General features: G+C 34.5%; 20 protein-coding genes. 18 read left to right on the top strand and 2 right to left on the bottom strand.

Annotated elements, in window-relative coordinates:
• Positions 1–204 precede the first annotated feature (204 nt).
• Complete coding sequence (locus GN217_RS01235; RefSeq protein ID WP_156854479.1) at positions 205–597, bottom strand: helix-turn-helix domain-containing protein; 393 nt, start codon at positions 595–597, stop codon at positions 205–207.
• Positions 598–964: 367 nt separating this feature from the next.
• Here GN217_RS01235 and GN217_RS01240 point away from each other — a divergent pair, with 367 nt between their 5' ends.
• From GN217_RS01240 to GN217_RS01275, 8 genes are all read left to right on the top strand, one after another.
• A complete protein-coding gene (locus GN217_RS01240; protein ID WP_156854481.1) occupies positions 965–1,939 on the top strand; it encodes a LacI family DNA-binding transcriptional regulator in 975 nt (324 codons plus the stop codon).
• 62 nt (positions 1,940–2,001) lie between these two features.
• Positions 2,002–2,757, top strand: coding sequence for an energy-coupling factor transporter transmembrane component T (locus tag GN217_RS01245; protein ID WP_156854483.1), 756 nt, complete (start codon positions 2,002–2,004; stop codon positions 2,755–2,757).
• A complete protein-coding gene (locus GN217_RS01250) occupies positions 2,748–3,599 on the top strand; it encodes an energy-coupling factor ABC transporter ATP-binding protein (protein ID WP_156854485.1) in 852 nt (283 codons plus the stop codon). Before GN217_RS01245 ends, GN217_RS01250 begins: the two co-directional genes overlap by 10 nt.
• Before the next feature lie 3 nt (positions 3,600–3,602).
• Positions 3,603–4,427, top strand: coding sequence for an energy-coupling factor ABC transporter ATP-binding protein (locus GN217_RS01255; protein WP_156854487.1), 825 nt, complete (start codon positions 3,603–3,605; stop codon positions 4,425–4,427).
• Positions 4,424–5,356: a ribokinase gene (gene rbsK / locus GN217_RS01260; RefSeq protein WP_156854489.1), complete on the top strand. Its 933-nt coding sequence runs from the start codon at positions 4,424–4,426 to the stop codon at positions 5,354–5,356. The genes GN217_RS01255 and rbsK overlap by 4 nt, the downstream gene beginning before the upstream one ends.
• 48 nt (positions 5,357–5,404) lie before the next feature.
• Positions 5,405–6,016, top strand: coding sequence for an ECF transporter S component (locus GN217_RS01265; protein WP_156854491.1), 612 nt, complete (start codon positions 5,405–5,407; stop codon positions 6,014–6,016).
• 33 nt (positions 6,017–6,049) lie between these two features.
• Positions 6,050–7,003, top strand: a complete 954-nt coding sequence (locus tag GN217_RS01270) for a nucleoside hydrolase (protein ID WP_156854493.1) — start codon at positions 6,050–6,052, stop codon at positions 7,001–7,003.
• A gap of 3 nt (positions 7,004–7,006) precedes the next feature.
• On the top strand, positions 7,007–8,356 hold the full coding sequence (locus GN217_RS01275; RefSeq protein WP_156854495.1) for an amidohydrolase family protein: 1,350 nt from the start codon (positions 7,007–7,009) through the stop codon (positions 8,354–8,356).
• Positions 8,357–8,440: 84 nt separating this feature from the next.
• On the opposite strand, the gene GN217_RS19135 is transcribed toward GN217_RS01275, so the two are convergent.
• Positions 8,441–8,569, bottom strand: a complete 129-nt coding sequence (locus GN217_RS19135) for a hypothetical protein (RefSeq protein ID WP_255454321.1) — start codon at positions 8,567–8,569, stop codon at positions 8,441–8,443.
• 451 nt (positions 8,570–9,020) lie between these two features.
• Between GN217_RS19135 and GN217_RS01280 the strand changes: the two genes are divergently transcribed.
• The 10 genes from GN217_RS01280 (at position 9,021) to lacC (ending at position 19,474) form a co-directional block, all read left to right on the top strand.
• A complete protein-coding gene (locus GN217_RS01280) occupies positions 9,021–9,932 on the top strand; it encodes an ROK family protein (RefSeq protein WP_156854497.1) in 912 nt (303 codons plus the stop codon).
• A 78-nt stretch (positions 9,933–10,010) separates the two neighbouring features.
• Positions 10,011–11,261: an ABC transporter substrate-binding protein gene (locus GN217_RS01285; protein ID WP_198042551.1), complete on the top strand. Its 1,251-nt coding sequence runs from the start codon at positions 10,011–10,013 to the stop codon at positions 11,259–11,261.
• Between the two features lie 43 nt (positions 11,262–11,304).
• Positions 11,305–12,225, top strand: a complete 921-nt coding sequence (locus GN217_RS01290; RefSeq protein WP_156854501.1) for a carbohydrate ABC transporter permease — start codon at positions 11,305–11,307, stop codon at positions 12,223–12,225.
• Between the two features lie 83 nt (positions 12,226–12,308).
• Entirely contained in the window at positions 12,309–13,070 is a 762-nt protein-coding gene (locus tag GN217_RS01295) for a carbohydrate ABC transporter permease (protein WP_156854540.1), read from the top strand.
• 49 nt (positions 13,071–13,119) lie between these two features.
• Entirely contained in the window at positions 13,120–14,385 is a 1,266-nt protein-coding gene (locus tag GN217_RS01300) for a Gfo/Idh/MocA family protein (protein ID WP_156854503.1), read from the top strand.
• A gap of 226 nt (positions 14,386–14,611) precedes the next feature.
• Positions 14,612–15,607 carry a LacI family DNA-binding transcriptional regulator gene (locus GN217_RS01305; RefSeq protein ID WP_156854505.1) on the top strand — a complete coding sequence of 332 codons (996 nt, stop codon included), beginning with the start codon at positions 14,612–14,614 and terminating at the stop codon, positions 15,605–15,607.
• Between the two features lie 396 nt (positions 15,608–16,003).
• On the top strand, positions 16,004–16,723 hold the full coding sequence (locus GN217_RS01310; RefSeq protein ID WP_232334289.1) for a GntR family transcriptional regulator: 720 nt from the start codon (positions 16,004–16,006) through the stop codon (positions 16,721–16,723).
• Between the two features lie 102 nt (positions 16,724–16,825).
• On the top strand, positions 16,826–17,980 hold the full coding sequence (locus GN217_RS01315; RefSeq protein WP_156854509.1) for an SIS domain-containing protein: 1,155 nt from the start codon (positions 16,826–16,828) through the stop codon (positions 17,978–17,980).
• A gap of 258 nt (positions 17,981–18,238) precedes the next feature.
• Positions 18,239–18,478: an amidohydrolase family protein gene (locus tag GN217_RS01320; protein WP_156854511.1), complete on the top strand. Its 240-nt coding sequence runs from the start codon at positions 18,239–18,241 to the stop codon at positions 18,476–18,478.
• Between the two features lie 60 nt (positions 18,479–18,538).
• Entirely contained in the window at positions 18,539–19,474 is a 936-nt protein-coding gene (gene lacC, locus GN217_RS01325; RefSeq protein ID WP_156854513.1) for a tagatose-6-phosphate kinase, read from the top strand.
• Positions 19,475–19,604: the final 130 nt, after the last annotated feature.

A 19,604-nucleotide genomic window follows, 5' to 3' on the forward strand; every position in this document is an offset into this window, starting at 1 on the left:
GGGCTACTTCATCAGTAAGTGTTGAATTACTTTCATTTAATTCATCTATCTCATCTTTAAGAGATTCTTTTTCTTTTTTCTGGTGAGTACATATTGCTTTCTGAATAAGTTTTCGATTTATACAAGAGAAACTTGTGTCTATTGAAAATGAAAAGCGATATGACACATACCATTGTGTATATCGCTACTTTTTATTTTGAATTGCTAATCCTTCTCTAATGCCAATTCATTCTTTATAAATTCCCAATAACGGTGTAATCGTCCGACATTTCTATCTGGATCTTTTCCAAGCTCTTCAAGAAGATTTAACTCTTTTATTTTATTGATCACATCTAGCTCCGATTCATTTAGTGTTAGCTTTTCAGTGAGGAGATGAGTGGTAGCATGATTAGGGGTATCAATCTTTCCTAGTAAATAATCAATGGATACATTAAAGAAACAGGCAATTTTATAAAGTGTTTCCAAAGAAGGCTGATTTCTACCTTGCTCATAGTAACCATAAGCACTTGTTGTAACATTTAGCTCTTTAGCTACTTCTTCTTGCTTGTACCCATATTCAATCCGAAGGTCTATTAGTCTTTCGTTAAACACTTCCATGCTTAAGTTCCCCCTTCTAACTTACAACGAAATTATACCTTTAGAAAGGAGTTTTTTTATTTTTTACAACAAAATATTGGTCTATCTATTTACAAACAACTAAATGTTGTATATAATGATTATCAAATAGTCAGAAGAGTCTATTTTGCAGGTGGTGCACGTCATAATGGACTGTTCGGATACTTTATAAAGAAACGATTTCACGCATACTCTGACCAGGACATTGCAGAAGTTATCAATTGCATAAATACATTTACCCGAAAATCATTAAACTACTAGACCTAGACCTCGGAGGAATATTCATTTGGGAGGAGATAAACTTGGTATAAATTCAAAAGGGTATATCGACCTATTAAAGGAGGCGGAGATGGCAACGATTAAAGATGTTTCTAAATACTCTGGTGTGTCAGTTGCAACGGTTTCCAGAGTACTTAATAATTCTAATAAAGTAAAGCCTGCAACGAAAGAAAGAGTTTTACAAGCAATTAATGAATTAAATTATAAACCGAATGCAGTTGCTAAGACGCTTTTTAAGAAGCAATCATATAGTATAGGGTTAATTATTCCCGACATAAGTAACCCTTTTTTTCCTCAAGTTGCAAGAGCTGTAGAAGATACCGCTAGACAGTATGGATATAGAGTTATTTTATGTAATTCGGACGGGAATAAGGAAAAGGAAAAAGATTATATTGAGACTTTATCCCAAAACCATGTAGACGGATTGCTTGTTACTACTATATCTGGTAATAGCGATAATTTTAAAAGATTTCATCTGCCTGTTGTTGCGTTGGATAGAAGTATGGATAAAGAGATACCTTGTGTTTATGTAGATAATTATGAAGGGGGGAAATTAGCAGCTCAAACTCTTTTTGAAAATGGAGGGAAAGTGTTCGGTGAAATTAGTGGACCAACTAATCTTATAACTGCTAAAGAAAGATCAAGGGGGTTTCGTGATTTTCTTAAAAAGAAAGGAATCACAGCTATAACATATGAAGGTGAATTTGATTTTAAGCGTTCTTTTATAACCGCTGGACAACTCTTAGATGAAAATCCTGAGATAGACTCAGTATTTGTTGGAAATGACCAAATCGGTGTTGCTTTGGTAAAAGAAGCGATGTTAAGAGGAATGAGCATTCCAGACGACTTGCAAATAATTGGTTTTGATGGGATTGATATTGGAGAATTAATAAGCCCTTCTCTAAGTACTATAGAGCAACCAATATATGAATTAGGTAAAGAGGCTACAAAACTATTATTAGATCTAGCAAACAAGAAACATGTTAATCAAAGGTCCATATGTATGCCAATAAATTATGTTAGAAGGAATACAACTAGTGGTTAAGTATTCTTATAAAGGAAACCCAAAAATGTAACCCGTTACAATCCAAGAAGGAGGTAAATATCTTGCCAAATAAGGGAAATTTTATTCTTAATTTATATCCATCAACTAAATTTATGCTACCCCTATTTGTTACTATTTCAATCTTTTTAGTACCTAGTTATCTCTATGCTTATATGATGTTACCTTTATGTATTGTAATTGCTTTAAACGCAGGAGTAGCAAAGCAATTTCTAAATTTAATAATTAAAGGTTTATTGTTACTAGTTCTATTCATCTTTATTATACAATCGGTTATTGCTCCTGGAGAGGAGGTACTTTGGAGTTGGGGGATTATTTCAATTAAAGAGGAGGGAGTTATGCTCAGTCTCACTCTGACTTCTAGAATAGTAGCAATTGCATCTGCTTTTCTTTTATTTTTTAGAATTACTTCTATCCGAGATGTTAGTCAAGCACTTGAAAAGATAGGAATGTCACCTAAATTTTCTTATGCTATCCTCGCTACTTTTCAATTTATACCTGAAATTAGTAAACGATCTAAAGTTATTATGGACGCTCAAAAGGCAAGAGGGGTAGAGACTGAAGGTTCACTTCTAACTAGAACAAAAGCATTTGTACCTGTCTTAGGTCCACTAGTGTTAAGTTCTATTGCTAATACAGAAGAAAGAGCAATTACATTAGAAACTAGAGCATTCTCAACAAAAGGGAAGAAGACGAGTCTTCACGAACTTCATAAAACAAAGATAGATATGTCGATTCAAATTCTAGTAATTATATTCATCATTTTTCTAGCTGCGGGGAGGATACTGATTTGGAACTGATACGTGCTAAAAATATTAATTATAAATATCCAATTAATGATGGTCAATCTACTCTAAAGAATATAAACTTTTCAATTCAACGAGGTGAACTTTATTCCTTTATAGGGAAGAATGGGGCTGGGAAAACGACCTTATGTAATGTCATTCGCGGGTTTATCCCTCATTTCCATAGAGGTGAACTGAATGGAGAACTTCTAATTGAAGGGAAAGATATTCGAGAATGGAGTATGAGTGATTTAGCTAGTAAGGTTGGATTTATCTTCCAAAATCCATTTACGCAAATAAGTGGGGTAAAAGATACCGTATTTGATGAAATTGCTTATGGTTTAGAAAACCTGGGGATCGAAATTTATGAAATAAAAAAAAGAGTAGAACAGATCATTGATTTATTAGGAATAAGTGATTTGGTAGACAAAAATCCATACGAGCTGTCAGGTGGGCAAAAACAGAGAGTGGCTTTTGCTGCTGTTATTGTAATGAATCCAGATATTTTAGTAATTGATGAACCAACTTCTCAGCTTGACCCAAAGGGAACAAAAGATATTTTTGAGATTATTAAACTTTTAAAAGAGCAGGGAAAAACTATCATTTTGGTGGAACATAAGCTTGAATTAATTGCAGAGCACTCAGACTATGTTTTTGTTATGAATAATGGCGAAATTATGTTAGATGGAAAAACGGCTGATGTCCTGTCGATGCCAAAAGTACTCGAATATGATGCAGGTCTTCCTCAATACGCTTTATTAGGTATAGAAATGAATAAAAGAGATCCAAGTTTTTCTCAAATTCCCATAAATAAGATACAGGCAGAAATTGAGATTAGAAAATGGGGAGGTATATAAACGGTGAGTTTAATTCAAATAAAGGATGTAAGTTTTATCTATCCAAATGGATTTACAGCTGTTGAAAAAGTTTCCGTAACGATAGACAAGGGAGAAAAATTAGCCATTATCGGTCAAAATGGAGCGGGGAAAACTACTGCTGTTAAGATGATGAATGGACTACTGAAACCGACAATAGGAGATGTAGTGATAGATGGATTAAACACGAAAGATTATACGACTGCACAGATATCCAGACACGCCGGTTATGTTTTTCAGAACCCTGATGATCAGCTTTTCCATAGTGACGTATATAGTGAGATTGCTTATGGACCTAGAACAATGGGACTTTCAGAAGATGAAATTTCAAGTAGAGTCCACAAGGTTGCAGAGTTAGTCGGAATTGGTGAGTTCCTCGATGAGAATCCTTATAATTTACCTTTCTCAACTAGAAAATTTGTGACGATTGCTTGTGTCTTAGTAATGGATGTAGATATTGTGATTTTAGATGAGCCGACTGCCGGACAAGATCATGTTGGCATGGTGCAAATATCTAAATTAATTGACCATTTGCATGAAAAAAAGAAAACCGTTATTACCATCACTCATGATATGGAATTTGTAGTCAACAATTTTGAACGTATTATCGTAATGGCAAACAAGAAAATCATTGCAGATAAAAATAAAAAAGAGATTTTTTGGGATAAAAGTGTGATTGAACAGTCCAATATTAAACAACCTTATATTAGTGAATTAGCAAATGACATGAATATAGGGAATAATATTTTATCAATTGATGAGTTTGTTGATTATGTTTTTAGTTATAAAAAAGAAGGAGCTATTGTATGAAGAAAATTACGGTTGTAGGAAGTTTGAATATAGATTTTGTCTCAAGTGTTTTTGACTTTCCCAAAGTTGGTGAGACCATACGAGCATCGGATTTTCATATATCTTCCGGTGGCAAAGGAGCTAATCAAGCTATTGCAGCAGCAAAATTGGGAGGATGTGTCGAAATGGTGGGAAAAGTAGGGAAGGACAAATATGGTGATTTATTAATAGAGAATTTAAATAAACAAGGCGTTAAAACACAAAGAATAAAAAAGGAGGGTGAAACTGGGAGAACATTTATCAATGTAAACCATAAAGGTGATAATACAATAACCTATGTACCTGGCGCAAATGAGGAAATAACAAAAGAGGATATTAATGCTTGTATTCCCGTTTTGAAAGGTAGTTCTTATTTATTATTACAGCAAGAGATTAAAGAGGAGATTTTAGAATACGTGATAGATATAGCATCGGATTTAAATGGATGTAAAGTAATTTTAAACGCGGCTCCGGCTAGATATATAAATGATAAAGTGATAAGTGGAGTTCATACACTTATTGTAAATGAGGTTGAACTAGAATATCTAAGTGAAAATAATATTAATGAAGAACATGAATTGATTAGCAAGGTTAACTATTTGCTTAATAAAGGCATTGAAAAGATTATTATCACGCTAGGAGATAAAGGAGCAGTTTTTGCGAGTAATTCCGTATACAAACATATCCCTTCTCTAAAGGTTTCTGCAATCGATACAACCGGTGCTGGTGATACATTTATCGGAGCATACACTGTTGCAAAATCGGAGGACTTAAATGATATAGAGGCAATTGAATTTGCAATAAAAGCTTCTGCTATAGCAGTAACAAGACGCGGTGTACAATCAGCTATTCCTACCAGAAAGGAATTTGAGGAATTTTACAATGCAGTAGAAGAAAATAACTTTAATTAATAATACGATTAAATGTAAAACAAATTAAAAAATGAGGAGGAACAAGTTTTGAAAAGAGGTTTGATGCAAGATTTTACGTTACTAGCTATTTTATTAATTCCGGTAGGTGTTGCGCTTAACTTTGTAAGTAGCCAGATAGTACAGTTATTAAAGCTACCAATTCATTTCGATGTAATTGGAACTGTAGTAGTAGCAATGATTGCTGGTCCTTGGGTAGGAGCTACAACTGGTTTGGCTACAAACCTGATAACATCTCTTACGAACCCTACAAGTTTATTTTTTGCGCCGGTATCGATATCAATCGGGTTAATCATTGGATATTTATCTAGGTTTGGTATGTTTAAGAGATTGTGGACGACTATTGTTTCAGGTGTGGTGATTACGTTAACAGCCGTAGTTGTAGGTTCTCCAATTTCTGTTATGGTTTTCGGAGGAGCTACAGGTAAATCAATTGATACGGTTACCGGTGTTTTCTTAGCTTCCACGCAGGATATTTGGACTTCTGTTTTCTCTAGTTCTATTTTAATAAACAGTGTTGATAAGATTTTATCTATATTAATTGCTTATTTTATTGTTAAGAAAATGTCTGATCGATACCTATCTAAAATGAATTATGGAGACAGTTTTATAAAGGAAAAAAGAAATAAGTATGTATCTTAAGCAGACTGCCAAAAAAATATTTGAGGTGATTAAATGAAAAAGGTTATTTTAGATGTAGATACTGGAATAGATGATGCTCTAGCCATATCATATGCTGTTGCACAGCCTAATATTGAAATATTGGGAATCACTACTACTTATGGTATGGCTCCAGTGGAATATACATGTAGAAACACGAAATATATACTAAAAGTTTTAAATAAAGATGTGCCTGTTTATGAAGGCGCTACCACTCCAGAAAAAAGAATCCGAGTTTATAACGGTAGAATTCATGGGAACGATGGTCTTGGAAATACATTAGGTCATGTTGAAAAAATAGAAAAAAGCACATTAGAAGCAGTTGAATTTATAATTGATAGTACTAAAAAATATAATCGTGATTTAACCATTATTACTACTGGACCTTTAACTAATTTAGCTAGAGCAGTCAATCGTGCACCTGAAATTATGCATTCTATAGGAAAGATTGTTACAATGGGTGGCGCAGTTGCTACACCTGGAAATGTCAGTAAATTTGCAGAAGCGAATATACTAATAGACCCTGAATCAGCAGATTTTGTATTTAAATCTAATCTTCCTATCACTTTAGTTGGCCTTGATGTTACAAGAAAAACATTATTAACTCAAGACAACATAGAAAAATGGAAACAATTGGGAACCCCGTCAGCGAGATTTTTCGCAAAATTCACCCAATATTACTTAGATGCGTATGGGGAAATGCACCCTCACTTAAAGGGATGTGCGCTACACGACCCATTAGCAGTTGGGGTAGGTTTATATCCTGAACTTGTACAAACTGTACCTATGCGTATTGAAGTAGATTTAAGTGAAGAGGCTCTAGGAAGAACGGTCGAGGATTTAAACATAGCCGAAGAGGAAAAGCCTAATGTCTCTGTTTGTTTACAAGTTGATTCAAACGCATTTATGGAAGATTTCTTTACTAAAGTAAATCATATGCTGTCTATAGACACTTCAGAAAGGGTGTAAAAATTGGAGATCAATCTTTTAATAGAAAACTGTAGCTATATAAACTCGGATTTTGAGATTATTAAAAATCAATCTATAGCCATAGACCAAACAGAGATTATTGAAGTGGGTGATGTATCACGTATAAAAGAGAAATACACCCCCAAAAGTATCATTAATGGGAAAGGGAAACTTTGTATGCCTGGTCTAATTGATGCTCATACGCATACTTGCCAGCAATTATTAAAAGGGCGAACAATGGATGAATACCCAATGATTTGGTCTCGTATATTGGTTCCATTTGAAGGGAATTTAAATGAGGAAGATGTTTATATTAGTGCTCAAATGAGTTGTTTAGAAATGATAAAATCTGGTACCACTGCTTTTGCCGATGCTGGTGGTGTTCATATGCATAAAGTTGCAGAAGCAGCTATTGAATCAGGAATGCGAGCTGCGATTACAAAGTCTTCTATAGATACTGGTGACTTCCTGCCCGATTCTATGAAACAGCCGCCAGAGACAATACTTGAGGATATTGAAGACCTTTATAAAGAATATAACGGTGCTGGAGATGACCGCATTCATATTTGGTTTGGGATTAGACAAGTTATGTCGTGTTCCCCGGAATTAATCAAGCAAGCTGCTGAACTAGCTAAAAAATATAATACAGGATTACATGCCCATCTTGCTGAACATCGGGATGAGGTAAGATATTGTTTAGAGAACTATAAAATGCGACCAGTTGAATTTTTAGATTCCTTGGGGGCTCTCGGGCCAAATTTACTAACAGCACATAATGTTATTTATTCGGAAAATGAATTGGAAATTTTAAATGAAAGAAATGTAAAAGTTGTACACTGTCCAAGAGTAAACTTTTCATCACACGGTTTTCCGAAAACACCTAGGATGATTCAAATGGACATGCCAATTGGAATCGGAAGTGATGGCGCTTCTTCGTCTAATTTAAGTTTATTTGATGAAATTAGAGTGTTTCGTTCAGGGCTTCATGCTTACTGGGGATTGCCAGTTTTTGATCCAGTCGTTTTACCAGCAGTAGAACTAATTAAAATGATTACCGTTGGGGGAGCAAAAGCATTACAGTTTGAAAAGGTAAAAGGGGAATTATCTGTTGGTAATAAAGCTGATTTAACCCTAATTGATATTGATCAACCACATATAACACCTACCAACAATCTTATTGGTACGATTGTTGAATCTGCAACTAGCAAAGATGTAGAAGATGTTATAATCAACGGGAAAATTGTTATGAAAGATAGAGAGATTCTTACATTGGACGAAGAACGTATTATGTATGAAAGTAAGCTAAGAATGGAATCTACTATTCAAAAAGCTGGAATAGCGGAACGTATGTAAAATCTGACTATGAGACGCGGGAGCAACAGGTAAAAACCCCTAAAAAAGATGCATTTTAGTGTTCTACTTGTTGTTCCCTCTAAATTAATAGCTTATCAAAACCACCAAGATTATTTCGATAATATATTTTGTTAATTGGTAAGCCATCACCCCCATATTTGTAAGTGTCAAATCATCCTCACCTGGTTTCTGTTGGATTCCGTCTTGCGGCATAAAAAGGCCCCTGTAAAAACAACAAAAAAGATACAATCCTTTTTCATCATGAGGAATATGTTCCGACTAATTGAATGAATCATAAATCATCAAACTTGTTCGCGAAACAATATTACCCGGGGATCATGTTGAGAAAATAAGGAGTTACAATTGGAGTAGGTTGAACAATTTTCGTTACCTCAACATGTATAATTTCCACAAAATTTAATGGTTCCAAAAAACTGACTGAACCCAAAGAGAGTACTAACATTTCCAATTCTGGAAGTAAAGTTGAACATTGTTGCATAGATTTTTTTAGAAAAGCATTTATTGAACATATCTTCTTACTAGACAATATATTATCTGAATGATATGATATTGACTAATCAGTAAATTCTTTACTAAAAGATTTATCATTATTTAGTTAATTATCAATCAATAATTTTGGAAGCGCAAACATGGAGGGGTGGAAATGAGTTACTCATTAGGGGTAGATATAGGGGGTACAAAAGTTGCTGCAGTGATTATTGATCAGAGTGGTGTCATCCATAATAGACACGAGGTATTAAGTGAACCTCATGATCAGGAACTGATGTTTTCCAGGGTTTTAGCTTGTATTAATCAGGTTGTTAGTAAATCAACTATTACTTTTGATAAAATCATTGGAATGGGAGTAGGTATCCCCGGAAAGGTAGATAGAAAAAAGGGGGTAGCTATTTATCAAAGTAATATAAATTGGAGGAACTTCCCAATTGTTGATCGGCTTAAAGAAGAGATTCCGTTAGAAAATATTGTGATTGACAATGATGTTCGAGTGGCTACCTTTGCTGAATACAGAGCCCATCATTCAGCAAGAGAGGATACATTTGTCTATGTAACTATTAGCACTGGTATCGCATGTTCCATCATAGATAATGGCAAATTCGTTAGGGGAAATGGTTTTTCAGGTGAAATTGGGTTATTACCCATAAGATCAACTGCATCTAAAAAAGAATGGGTAACAATAGAAGAAACGGCATCAGGTCCTGCAATTCAGAAGCTAATTAGTAATCATTATGGACAACCGAATCTTGCAATTAATACGTTCTTTGAAAAATATTATAAGCAGGATTCAAGTTCAGAGGTACTTTTGCAGGAGGTAATCCAAGCCTTAGCACAAGGACTCTATTCTATTATTTGTTTATTAGACCCTCAATATATCGTTTTAGGGGGTGGTGTCGTAATTAATAATCCGGTTTTACTAGATTTAGTAAAAGAAGAATTAAAGAATTACTTAATCCCAGAACAACTAGAAAGTTTAAACTTCATAACTTTAAGTAATTATAAAGGGGATTCCGGTGCTATTGGAGCAGGTCTCTTGGCTTTGTCTAGTAAAAATAAATGAAAAATAGATTATCACTAGTTATTATCTAGTTTCATTTGTTGTTTAAAAAATCACTATTATGATTAGGGGATGAATTTTATGAAGAAAGCTTTACTGGTTTTAAGTGTATTAATATTAGGAGTCTTAGCAGCATGTTCTTCTAACTCAAGTGAAGATGGGGATAATGCCACGATAAAATATGCTTATTGGGATAAGAATCAGGAACAAATGCTAAAGGATCTTGTAGAAGAATTTAATAAGGAGTATCCAGATATTAAAGTAAACTTAGAATTAACGCCATATGATCAATATTTTACGAAGTTGGATGCCGCAGCTACAGGGGATGGACTACCCGACGTATTCTGGATGAACGGACCGAACTTTGTTAAATATGCTTCAAATAATATGATTGAGCCTATTGATGAAAGGATTAAGGAAGATTCAGTAGATTTAGCTCCTTATCCAGAAGGATTGCTTGGTTTGTATCAGTATGATGGCAAGTCATATGCTCTTCCAAAAGACTATGATACTATTGGACTTTGGTATAATAAAGCACTCTTTGATGAAGCTGATCTTGAATACCCAAATGATACTTGGACATGGGATGACTTATTAGAAGCAGCAAAGGCGCTAACTGATGAAGAGAAGGGTGTCCATGGTATCGCTGCATATATTCAGGACGCTCAAGCATCTTATTATAATACTATTCTAGCAAATGATGGTTTTATTATTTCGGAGGATAAAAAAGAATCCGGTTTCGATGATCCAAAAACTATTGAAGGATTGCAGTTATATCATGATTTAATTCATGTGCATGGAGTATCACCAACACATGCCCAAATGGAAACAACTACTGCAACTAGTATGTTTGAGTCCGGGAAGGTAGCTATGATGTTCCAAGCGTCCTATATGATTCCACAGTTTAAATCTAACGAATATACATTAGAAAACGTAGATGTTACAGTTCTTCCGATAATGAATAAACGTTCGAATGTTATTCACGGTCTAGGGAATGTTATCGCATCAAATTCAGATAATAAGGACGCTGCATGGAAATTTGTCAAATTTTTAAGTTCTGAAAAAGCAGCAACTATGCAAGCTGAAGCAGGCATTATACCGGCTTATGAAGGCACACAAAAAGCATGGGTTGAGGCAACACCTGAGTTTAATCTTCAAGAATTTTTAGATATGGCCGAGGTTTCTGAACCTTATCCAGTTTCTAAGGATACTTCAAAGTGGGCAACAATTATTCAAGATAATATTGCAAAGGCATGGACCGGACAACTTACTGTTGAAGAAGCAAGTGAGATTATAAATGAGGAGATGGAAAGAATTTTGGCGAATGAATAGGAAATCTATGCATAATTGCTGAACTTACTAGAGGTGATTATAGTTGAAGGACAAAAAAAGCAAGCGACATACTTCGAAAATAAGTAGTAAGCATAGCAAAGACATATTTTGGGGGTACCTATTCATTGCCCCAACCTTGATAGGGTTATTAATCTTTTATATACTTCCAGTTTTTCAAACATTATTCTATAGTTTTAATGACTGGGGAGACTTTGGTAATTATTCTTGGACAGGCATAGATAATTATAAAGAGATGGTAAATGACCCAGAAGTATGGCAGACCTTTAAAAATACGATAATTTATGCTTTTACTATGGTTCCACTCAGTATAGCTGTATCTATTGTAGTTGCCGTGTTGTTAAATCAAAAAATAAAGGGATTAACATTTTATAGAACATTATATTTCTTACCTGTAGTTACAATGCCAGCTGCAATCGGTATGATTTGGATGTGGTTGTATAACTCTGATTACGGTATTATCAATCACATGTTATCCAAGTTCTCCATCAATGGACCTGATTGGTTAACAGATCCAAATTGGGTATTAATTTCAATTATTATAGTTGGTGTTTGGACTTCCATTGGAACGAATATGGTAATTTTATTATCTGGATTACAAGGGATACCTAAATCACTATATGAAGCGGCATCACTTGATGGTGCAGGACCTCTATACACCTTTTTTCGTATTACAGTTCCACTATTAAGTCCAACTATTTTCTTTGTGGCGGTTATTTCCTTTATTTCGGCATTCCAGGTGTTTGATGTTATTTTCATGATGATTAGTCCAACCAACCCTGCTATTGATAATGCTCAATCTGTTATTTACTTGTTCTATCATTACGCTTTTGTTATTGGTGAGAAAGGATATGCTGCAGCAATAGCAATGGTTCTATTTATCCTCATATTGGTACTTACTATTATTCAGTTTAGATTACAAAATAAGTGGGTCCACTATGAATAGAAAAAAGGTGATACAAATTGGAGATTAATAATCGTAGTAGAAAACTAATTATACACCTTATTTTAATTTTGGGAGCTGCGGTGATGGTCGGACCGTTTCTATGGATGATCTTAACCTCCTTGAAAACGGTAGGAGAAGCATCGTTAGTTCCTCCTAAAATATTCCCTGATGTTGCACAATGGGGAAATTATAAAGAGATATTTGATTCGTTTCCGTTTGCGGGATTCTACTGGAATACATTTATTACAACGGTATTAAAAACAGTAGGACAACTATTTTTATGCTCGTTAGCGGCATATGCGTTTGCTAGAATTAAATTTCCAGGTAGAAACTTTTTCTTTATACTGTATCTTTCGGTTTTAATGATACCACCGCAAGCTTTCCTAATACCGCAGTATCAAATTATTGCAAATTTAGGATTGCTAAACACTTTAACGGCGTTAGTGCTACCCGGATTATTTAGTGCGTTTGGTACGTTTTTATTAAGACAATTTTTCATGACAATACCAGATGAATTAGAAGAAGCGGCAAAGTTAGATGGATGTAATCACTTTCAAATTTATTGGAAAATCATGCTTCCACTTGCTAAACCAGGCTTAATTGCCTTAGCAATATTCACTGTACTTTGGGCTTGGAATGATTTCTTATGGCCGCTAATTGTTAATAGTTCACCAGAAAAAATGCCATTATCTGCAGGATTAGCATCATTACAGGGGCAATATAGTACGAACTATCCTTTATTGATGGCAGGTACATTCTTGGCATCTTGGCCATTAATCGTCATATTTATTTTCTTCCAAAAGTCATTTGTAGAAGGTATTGCTTTAAGTGGTAGGAAGGGATAAAATATCCCACCTTATTAAATTAAATCTACGAAACTGAGGAGATGTATGTATGCAACCAAAAACTGCAGTTATTATTGGGGCTGGAGATCGTGGCGCAAGAGCATATGCTCCTTATGCGTTAGACTATCCTAATGAATTGAAAATTGTAGCTGTCGCAGAACCTAATAAGGAGAGGAGGGAGAGGGTGTGTCAATCACATCTAATCTCACCTGAAAATTCCTTTTCAAATTGGGATAACTTATTAGAAAAAGATAAGCTGGCAGATATCGCGATTATTTGTACAATGGACCAAGAACATTTTAAACCAACGATGAAAGCATTAGAATTAGGGTATCACGTATTATTAGAGAAACCCATGTCCCCAGAACCATTAGAGTGTGTTGAGATGGAGCGGGCTGCTAAAAAATATAATCGTCAGTTAACGATTTGTCATGTTTTACGATATACAGAATTTTGGTCCACTATAAAGAAGGTAATTGATGAAGGAATGATAGGGGATATTGCATCAATTCAGTTAAATGAAAATGTGGAGATTATGCATATGTCCCATAGTTTTGTACGTGGGAACTGGCGTAATAAAGAATTATCCAGCCCGATGATTTTACAGAAATCTTGTCATGACATGGATATCATTAGTTATGTGTTAGGAGAGAAATGTGAGCGTATCAGTTCTTACGGTTCCTTAATGCATTTCAAAAAAGAGAATGCTCCTATTGGTGCACCTGAAAGATGCTTAGATGGTTGTCCTGCTGAATTAGAATGTCCATTCCATGCTGGTCGTTATTATTTAGGTGAAGGTCGAGGATGGGCAAGAAAATTTACGGAAGATGACTCTAATGAAGGAATTATAAATGCTCTTCATACTACTAACTATGGAAAATGTGTATATCAATTGGATAATAACGTTGTTGACCACCAAGTTGTGAACATGGAATTTGAGAGTGGTGCCACTGCCACATTTAGTATGTCAGGATTTACCCGCGAACAAACTAGAATCGTTCAAATCATGGGAACAAAAGGTGAGATTCGAGGAAATATGGAGGAAAATAGCATTTCTATCTTTGATTTTCTTACTAGACATGAATCAATCGTTAAGTTCGACAAACCGGTTGGCGGCCATGGTGGTGGTGATAGAGCCATTGTTCGCACCTTTTTAAAGGATATTGATAAGGAACAACATGAAAGTAAATCATCAGCTAGTGATTCGTTAAGAAGTCATCTTATGGCATTTGCTGCAGAGGAATCTAGATTGCAAAAGGGTCGCTCTGTTAATCTAAACGAGTATTATGATAGTCTTGCTAAAACTGGACAGTGAGTAAAAATTCCTATAATGGTAAGAGGCCAATCAATCATCTTCAAACTCAGGTATTCTTACTTTAAACGAATTATTTGAGTTATGGTTAAATGTGGGTTTCGCTGGAGAAAATAGATTTACGTATATGAATAAATTGCTATATTGGGTTGTTTTTTGAATATCCCGGTATGAGCTTTTCACTGTCTAGTACTGAAGAACTGAAAAAAATTTTGAGGAGCTATATATTGTGGCGACGATAAAGGATATAGCGAAAAAAGCTAACGTGTCACCTGCAACTGTATCTAGGGTTCTAAATTACGATAAAACACTATCCGTTACTGATGAAACAAAAAGAAGGATATTTGAAATTGCAGAGGATCTTTCCTATAGAAAAAAGCCTATAAAGAAACATAGTGGGAAGAAGATTGCCATCATACACTGGTATACAGAGACAGAGGAATTAAATGACTTATATTATTTGTCTATTCGATTAGGTATTGAACATAGGTGCAAGGAAATTAATATAGAGCCTGTGTTATACTTTTTTGACAATCTGAATGAAATTAACCCGATGGATATTGAAGGCATTATTGCCGTTGGTAAATTCAGTGGTCAACAGATTACAGAAATGATTGGTATTAATCAAAATATATTATTTGTAGATTATTGTCCGGATGAGGAAAAATATGATTCAGTAGTTATTGATTTTGTGAGGGCAACAAAAAAAATTATTGATTTCTTTATAGAAACCGGACATAAAAATATTGGCTTTGTTGGGGGTAGAGAAATACTACAGGGAGAGAGTAAGCCTTTATTGGATTTACGAGAAAAAACATTTATAAATTATATGAAAGAAAAGAAATTGTTTAAGGATGAGTTCGTGTATATAAGTGACTTTTCTGTAGATGAAGGATATGAATTAATGAAAAAGGCAATCGAAGAGTTAGGAGAAAATCTACCAACTGCTTTTTTTGTTAGTAGTGATGTAATGGCAATTGGTAGTTTAAGAGCACTCCATGAGGGAAATATAAAAATTCCCGAGAGGGTAAGTATTATTGGTATTAATGATATATCTGTATCTAAATACATGTATCCACCTTTAAGTACTGTAAAAGTATATACAGAATTAATGGGTGAAACAGCTGTAAATACTTTGATGGAACGATTAGAGGGGAGAACTATTGCTAAAAAAATATTTATATCTACTAAGCTAGTAATCCGAAAAAGTGTCCTTATGAAATAAGAAAATAATCCCCCACGCTATTTAATGTTTAATCTAAAATCCCATATAACTGTCAATAGTGAAGAGCCGACAATAATTACAAACCTATGAGACTTATCTTAAGGGTTCCTAATTGGGAAAAATATTTAATACTAAGATTCTAGGGCTAGGTCGCACTTGCATTTTGCGGCCCTTTTTAATATTTAACAATTGGTAATGACCACTTTGTTGTAAAGTGAATTAATAAATGTAGAAACAAGTGCTTGAAATAGAAAAACAACTACGTTCAACATTTTTTGCTAGAATATGATTATAAGTGAGTTAGAAAAAATATAAAGGGAACCTTTACATTTGTGTTTTTGTGTTTTATACTTGATTTAAGTGGTAATGACCACGCTGGAGGTGACAACTGATAAAGTGGATAAAACAAGTAAGGTTCCATTATATTTACAATTAATGGAGGAAATCATAAAGAAAATTGAAAACAAGGTATATCATGTTGAACAAAAGCTACCACCTGAACGCGAACTGTGTGATATCTATGGCCTAAGCAGAATTACTGTTAGACAAGCTTTGCAGGAGCTTGAGCGTGAAGGTTATATCTATAAACTTCATGGTAAAGGAACTTTTGTAGCATCGAAAACCTATAACCAAAACCTTGTTAATCTCTATAGTTTTACAGAAGAAATGAAAAAGATGGGAAAAGAACCATCTACTAAGGTACTATCATTTTCGGAAATCGAAATAGAAGAGCATTTAGCAAATCAGTTGAATTTAGAGACAAATGAGGAAGTGTTCCAAGTTACTCGGCTACGTTTGGCTGATGATGAACCGTTAATGTATGAAACCACTTACCTTCCTAAAAAACATTTTCCGGATCTTACAGCAACTGATTTAGTTGAACAACCGATGTATGATGTTTTTAAGGAAAATTACCAGATTGTCGTCTCTAGGGCAGTTGAAACATTTTCAGCTACTTTAATAAGAGAAAAGGAAGCCAAACTATTAAATACTAAAAAAAATCAAGCTGCTATCCTATTAAAACGATATGCTTATTTTAATGATAAGCTAATTGAGTACACGGTTAGTGTTGCTCGAGGCGATAAATTCGCCTACACAGTTGAATTAAATGATTAAAAACTCTATTAATCTCTAATTTCTATGTTTACATTAATAGAGTTTACTTAATATCAAAATGGTTATGATGACATAACCAAAGATAAGAGAGGATGGTATTTCTTGTTTAATTTAAATGAAGAAGCATTACATGAATTGAAAGCGGCTCACACTTCGAAAGAAATTTATCAACAACCTGTTGTTTGGAAGGGATTTGTTGAAAGTTTGACAGAAAGAAAGGATGAACTAAGAGGATTTGTTCAATCCATTTATGATAAGCATGGGCAAGTTCGAGTGATTTTTACAGGAGCAGGAACTTCGGCTTTTGCTGGAGATACGTTGGTTCCGATTTTAAGGGATCAACATAAAGAGAGGATTCTTTTTGAGGCTATTGCCACAACGGATATCGTTTCTAATCCAGAGCAATTTTTATTTAAAGAATTTCCTACTATTCTAGTATCTTTTGCGCGTTCAGGTAACAGTCCAGAAAGTATGGCAGCAGTTAAGCTAGGGGAACAAATAGTTAAGGACTTCTATCAGGTAAATATTACTTGTAATAAAGATGGACAATTAGCTCAGAACAGTAAAAATAATGCTAACAGCCTAGTTATTCTTACTCCAGAAGAAGCTCATGATCGAGGATTTGCGATGACAAGTAGTTATACTAGTATGATGATTGCTGCATATATCCTATTTGCTAATGAAGAGTTTGATTCCAAGGTTGTAGGAAATGCCGAAAACTTTGTTAATCATGTTACCGCTACAGTTGAACAGATTATAGATTTTGATTTCGATAGAATTGTTTATCTTGGTTCTGGTTCTCTTGGTCAATTAGCTCATGAAGCTGCGCTAAAAATGCTTGAATTAACAGCGGGTAAAGTTGTTGCCATTCATGAATCATCTCTAGGATTCCGACATGGTCCAAAATCAATTTTAACGGATAAATCAGTAGTGACTTTATTTATGTCATCTGATCCTTACACCCGCAAATATGATTTTGATATTTTACAAGAATTAGTTACGGACGGAAAAGTTAAAGTAGTAGCACTTACTGAATCAAAAGATGAAGAAGTAGAAAAGTTAGCTGACTGGACTATTTCAGTAAATGAAACCAGTGACAAATTTACAAATGATTTTTCACTAGCATTACTTTATGTTATCTTCGCACAAGTATTATCCCTTAAAAAGTCTATTCAGTTAGGGATTACACCGGATAATCCTAGTCCAGATGGATTGGTTAACCGAGTAGTTAAGGGAGTAACAATTTACGAAAAATAGTAAATGAAATTATAAAGATAGACAGTCAAAAGTTTTTATAGCAATTTGTTGATGTTTAAAATAATCGAAAACTAGCAATTTGTTGATATCCTAAAGGTTTGTGAAAAAACTGAATGCAGAATCAAAAATGACTAATTGGGTTATATGAACAGTATATCTTTTTTCTAGTGATTGACCAAATTAGGCTAAAATTTTTTGATTCTATTTTATATAATTTTGATACCAGATTCCCGAGACAATTTAGGGGAGTTTCCTGTAGTGGTGAAGGATGGCATGGCCAGAACGGAGACCGGTTCTAATACCTTACAATTAATTAATGGTGTTAAGAATTTAATGGGTTGGTCGGATGATCCACTTTATAAAGTATGGCACCGTGCTTCTTTATCACCTGCTGAGAGCCTTGGAAAAGCAGATAAACTTGGTAGCATTGAAACTAATAAACTGGCAGATTATGTCGTGTTAGACAGTAATTTGGATGTAACAGCTACTGCAAGTTAATGGTGTAATTAAATATCAAAAAGAAGATTGATTCATCGCTTTAAAAGAGGAGAATAATAGATGATATTAAGTGTAACTTTAAACCCATCGGTGGATATTTCATATGAAATACCAAGCTTTAAATTGGATGAATCCAATCGAACAAATGAAGTTCGGAAGACAGCTGGAGGCAAAGGATTAAACGTCACTCGGGTTTCCCATCTTTTAGGAGCCGAAGTACAGGCAACTGGGATATTAGGAGGAACCATTGGTCAGTTTATTGAAAATCAGCTAAATCAACATTCTATAAAACATAACTTTTATAAAATTGATCAAGAATCTCGTAATTGTATAGCAATTTTACATGATGGGAATCAAACTGAAGTCTTGGAGCCAGGTCCAACTCTTACTACTGAAATAGCGGAAGGCTTTGAGACTCATTTTTCACGGTTGTTAGAACTAGGTACTAATGTAGTAACAATATCGGGAAGTTTGCCAAAGGGAATAAGTACGGACTATTATGCGGGACTCATTGCCCGTGCAAATCGATTTGGCATTCCTGTTGTTTTAGATACAAGTGGTCAGGCTTTACATGCTGTATTGAGCAATTCAGCGCGACCTACAATAATCAAGCCAAATCTATCAGAACTCAAACAATTATTAGCAGAATCAGTAACTACAGATGTAGATGTATTAAAAAAGGCATTAGCGAATCCTTTATTCCATGATATAGAAACGATTGTAGTTACATTAGGAAAAGACGGGGCATTTGTGAAGCATCAAGGAGACTATTATACAGTTTCTATCCCAGTGGTTAAAGCAGTTAATCCAGTTGGTTCTGGTGATGCAACAGTAGCCGGAATGGCCAAAGCCTTAAGTGAGAAACATTCTATTGAAAGTATTGTAAAAAGTGGTATGGCTGCAGGGGTATTAAATGCAATGGAAAAACAAACTGGTTATGTTCAAGCTTCTAATTTTGATCAATATTATAGCATGATTACGATGACTAAACATTAAAGGAGCATTCCTGTAATGAAGAAATTTGAGGTTTGAACAAAAAAGAGCCTCTCTGGTATAGTACTGGGTGTCAATGCGCATTGACCCCTAAATTAAAACATACCAAGGAGAGGACTCACCATGAATTATA

Origin of the sequence: Oceanobacillus sp. AG (assembly GCF_009746545.1) — a bacterium.
GTDB lineage: Bacteria > Bacillota > Bacilli > Bacillales > Amphibacillaceae > Oceanobacillus > Oceanobacillus indicireducens.

What these genes read in the sequence shown, in the direction of transcription:
- GN217_RS01235 (WP_156854479.1), bottom strand. Translation starts at nt 597, where the DNA reads ATGGAAGTGTTTAACGAAAGACTAATAGACCTTCGGATTGAATATGGG.
- GN217_RS01240 (WP_156854481.1), top strand. Translation starts at nt 965, where the DNA reads ATGGCAACGATTAAAGATGTTTCTAAATACTCTGGTGTGTCAGTTGCA.
- rbsK (WP_156854489.1), top strand. Translation starts at nt 4,424, where the DNA reads ATGAAGAAAATTACGGTTGTAGGAAGTTTGAATATAGATTTTGTCTCA.
- GN217_RS01270 (WP_156854493.1), top strand. Translation starts at nt 6,050, where the DNA reads ATGAAAAAGGTTATTTTAGATGTAGATACTGGAATAGATGATGCTCTA.
- GN217_RS19135 (WP_255454321.1), bottom strand. Translation starts at nt 8,569, where the DNA reads ATGCCGCAAGACGGAATCCAACAGAAACCAGGTGAGGATGATTTGACA.
- GN217_RS01280 (WP_156854497.1), top strand. Translation starts at nt 9,021, where the DNA reads ATGAGTTACTCATTAGGGGTAGATATAGGGGGTACAAAAGTTGCTGCA.
- GN217_RS01285 (WP_198042551.1), top strand. Translation starts at nt 10,011, where the DNA reads ATGAAGAAAGCTTTACTGGTTTTAAGTGTATTAATATTAGGAGTCTTA.
- GN217_RS01295 (WP_156854540.1), top strand. Translation starts at nt 12,309, where the DNA reads ATGGTCGGACCGTTTCTATGGATGATCTTAACCTCCTTGAAAACGGTA.
- GN217_RS01300 (WP_156854503.1), top strand. Translation starts at nt 13,120, where the DNA reads ATGCAACCAAAAACTGCAGTTATTATTGGGGCTGGAGATCGTGGCGCA.
- lacC (WP_156854513.1), top strand. Translation starts at nt 18,539, where the DNA reads ATGATATTAAGTGTAACTTTAAACCCATCGGTGGATATTTCATATGAA.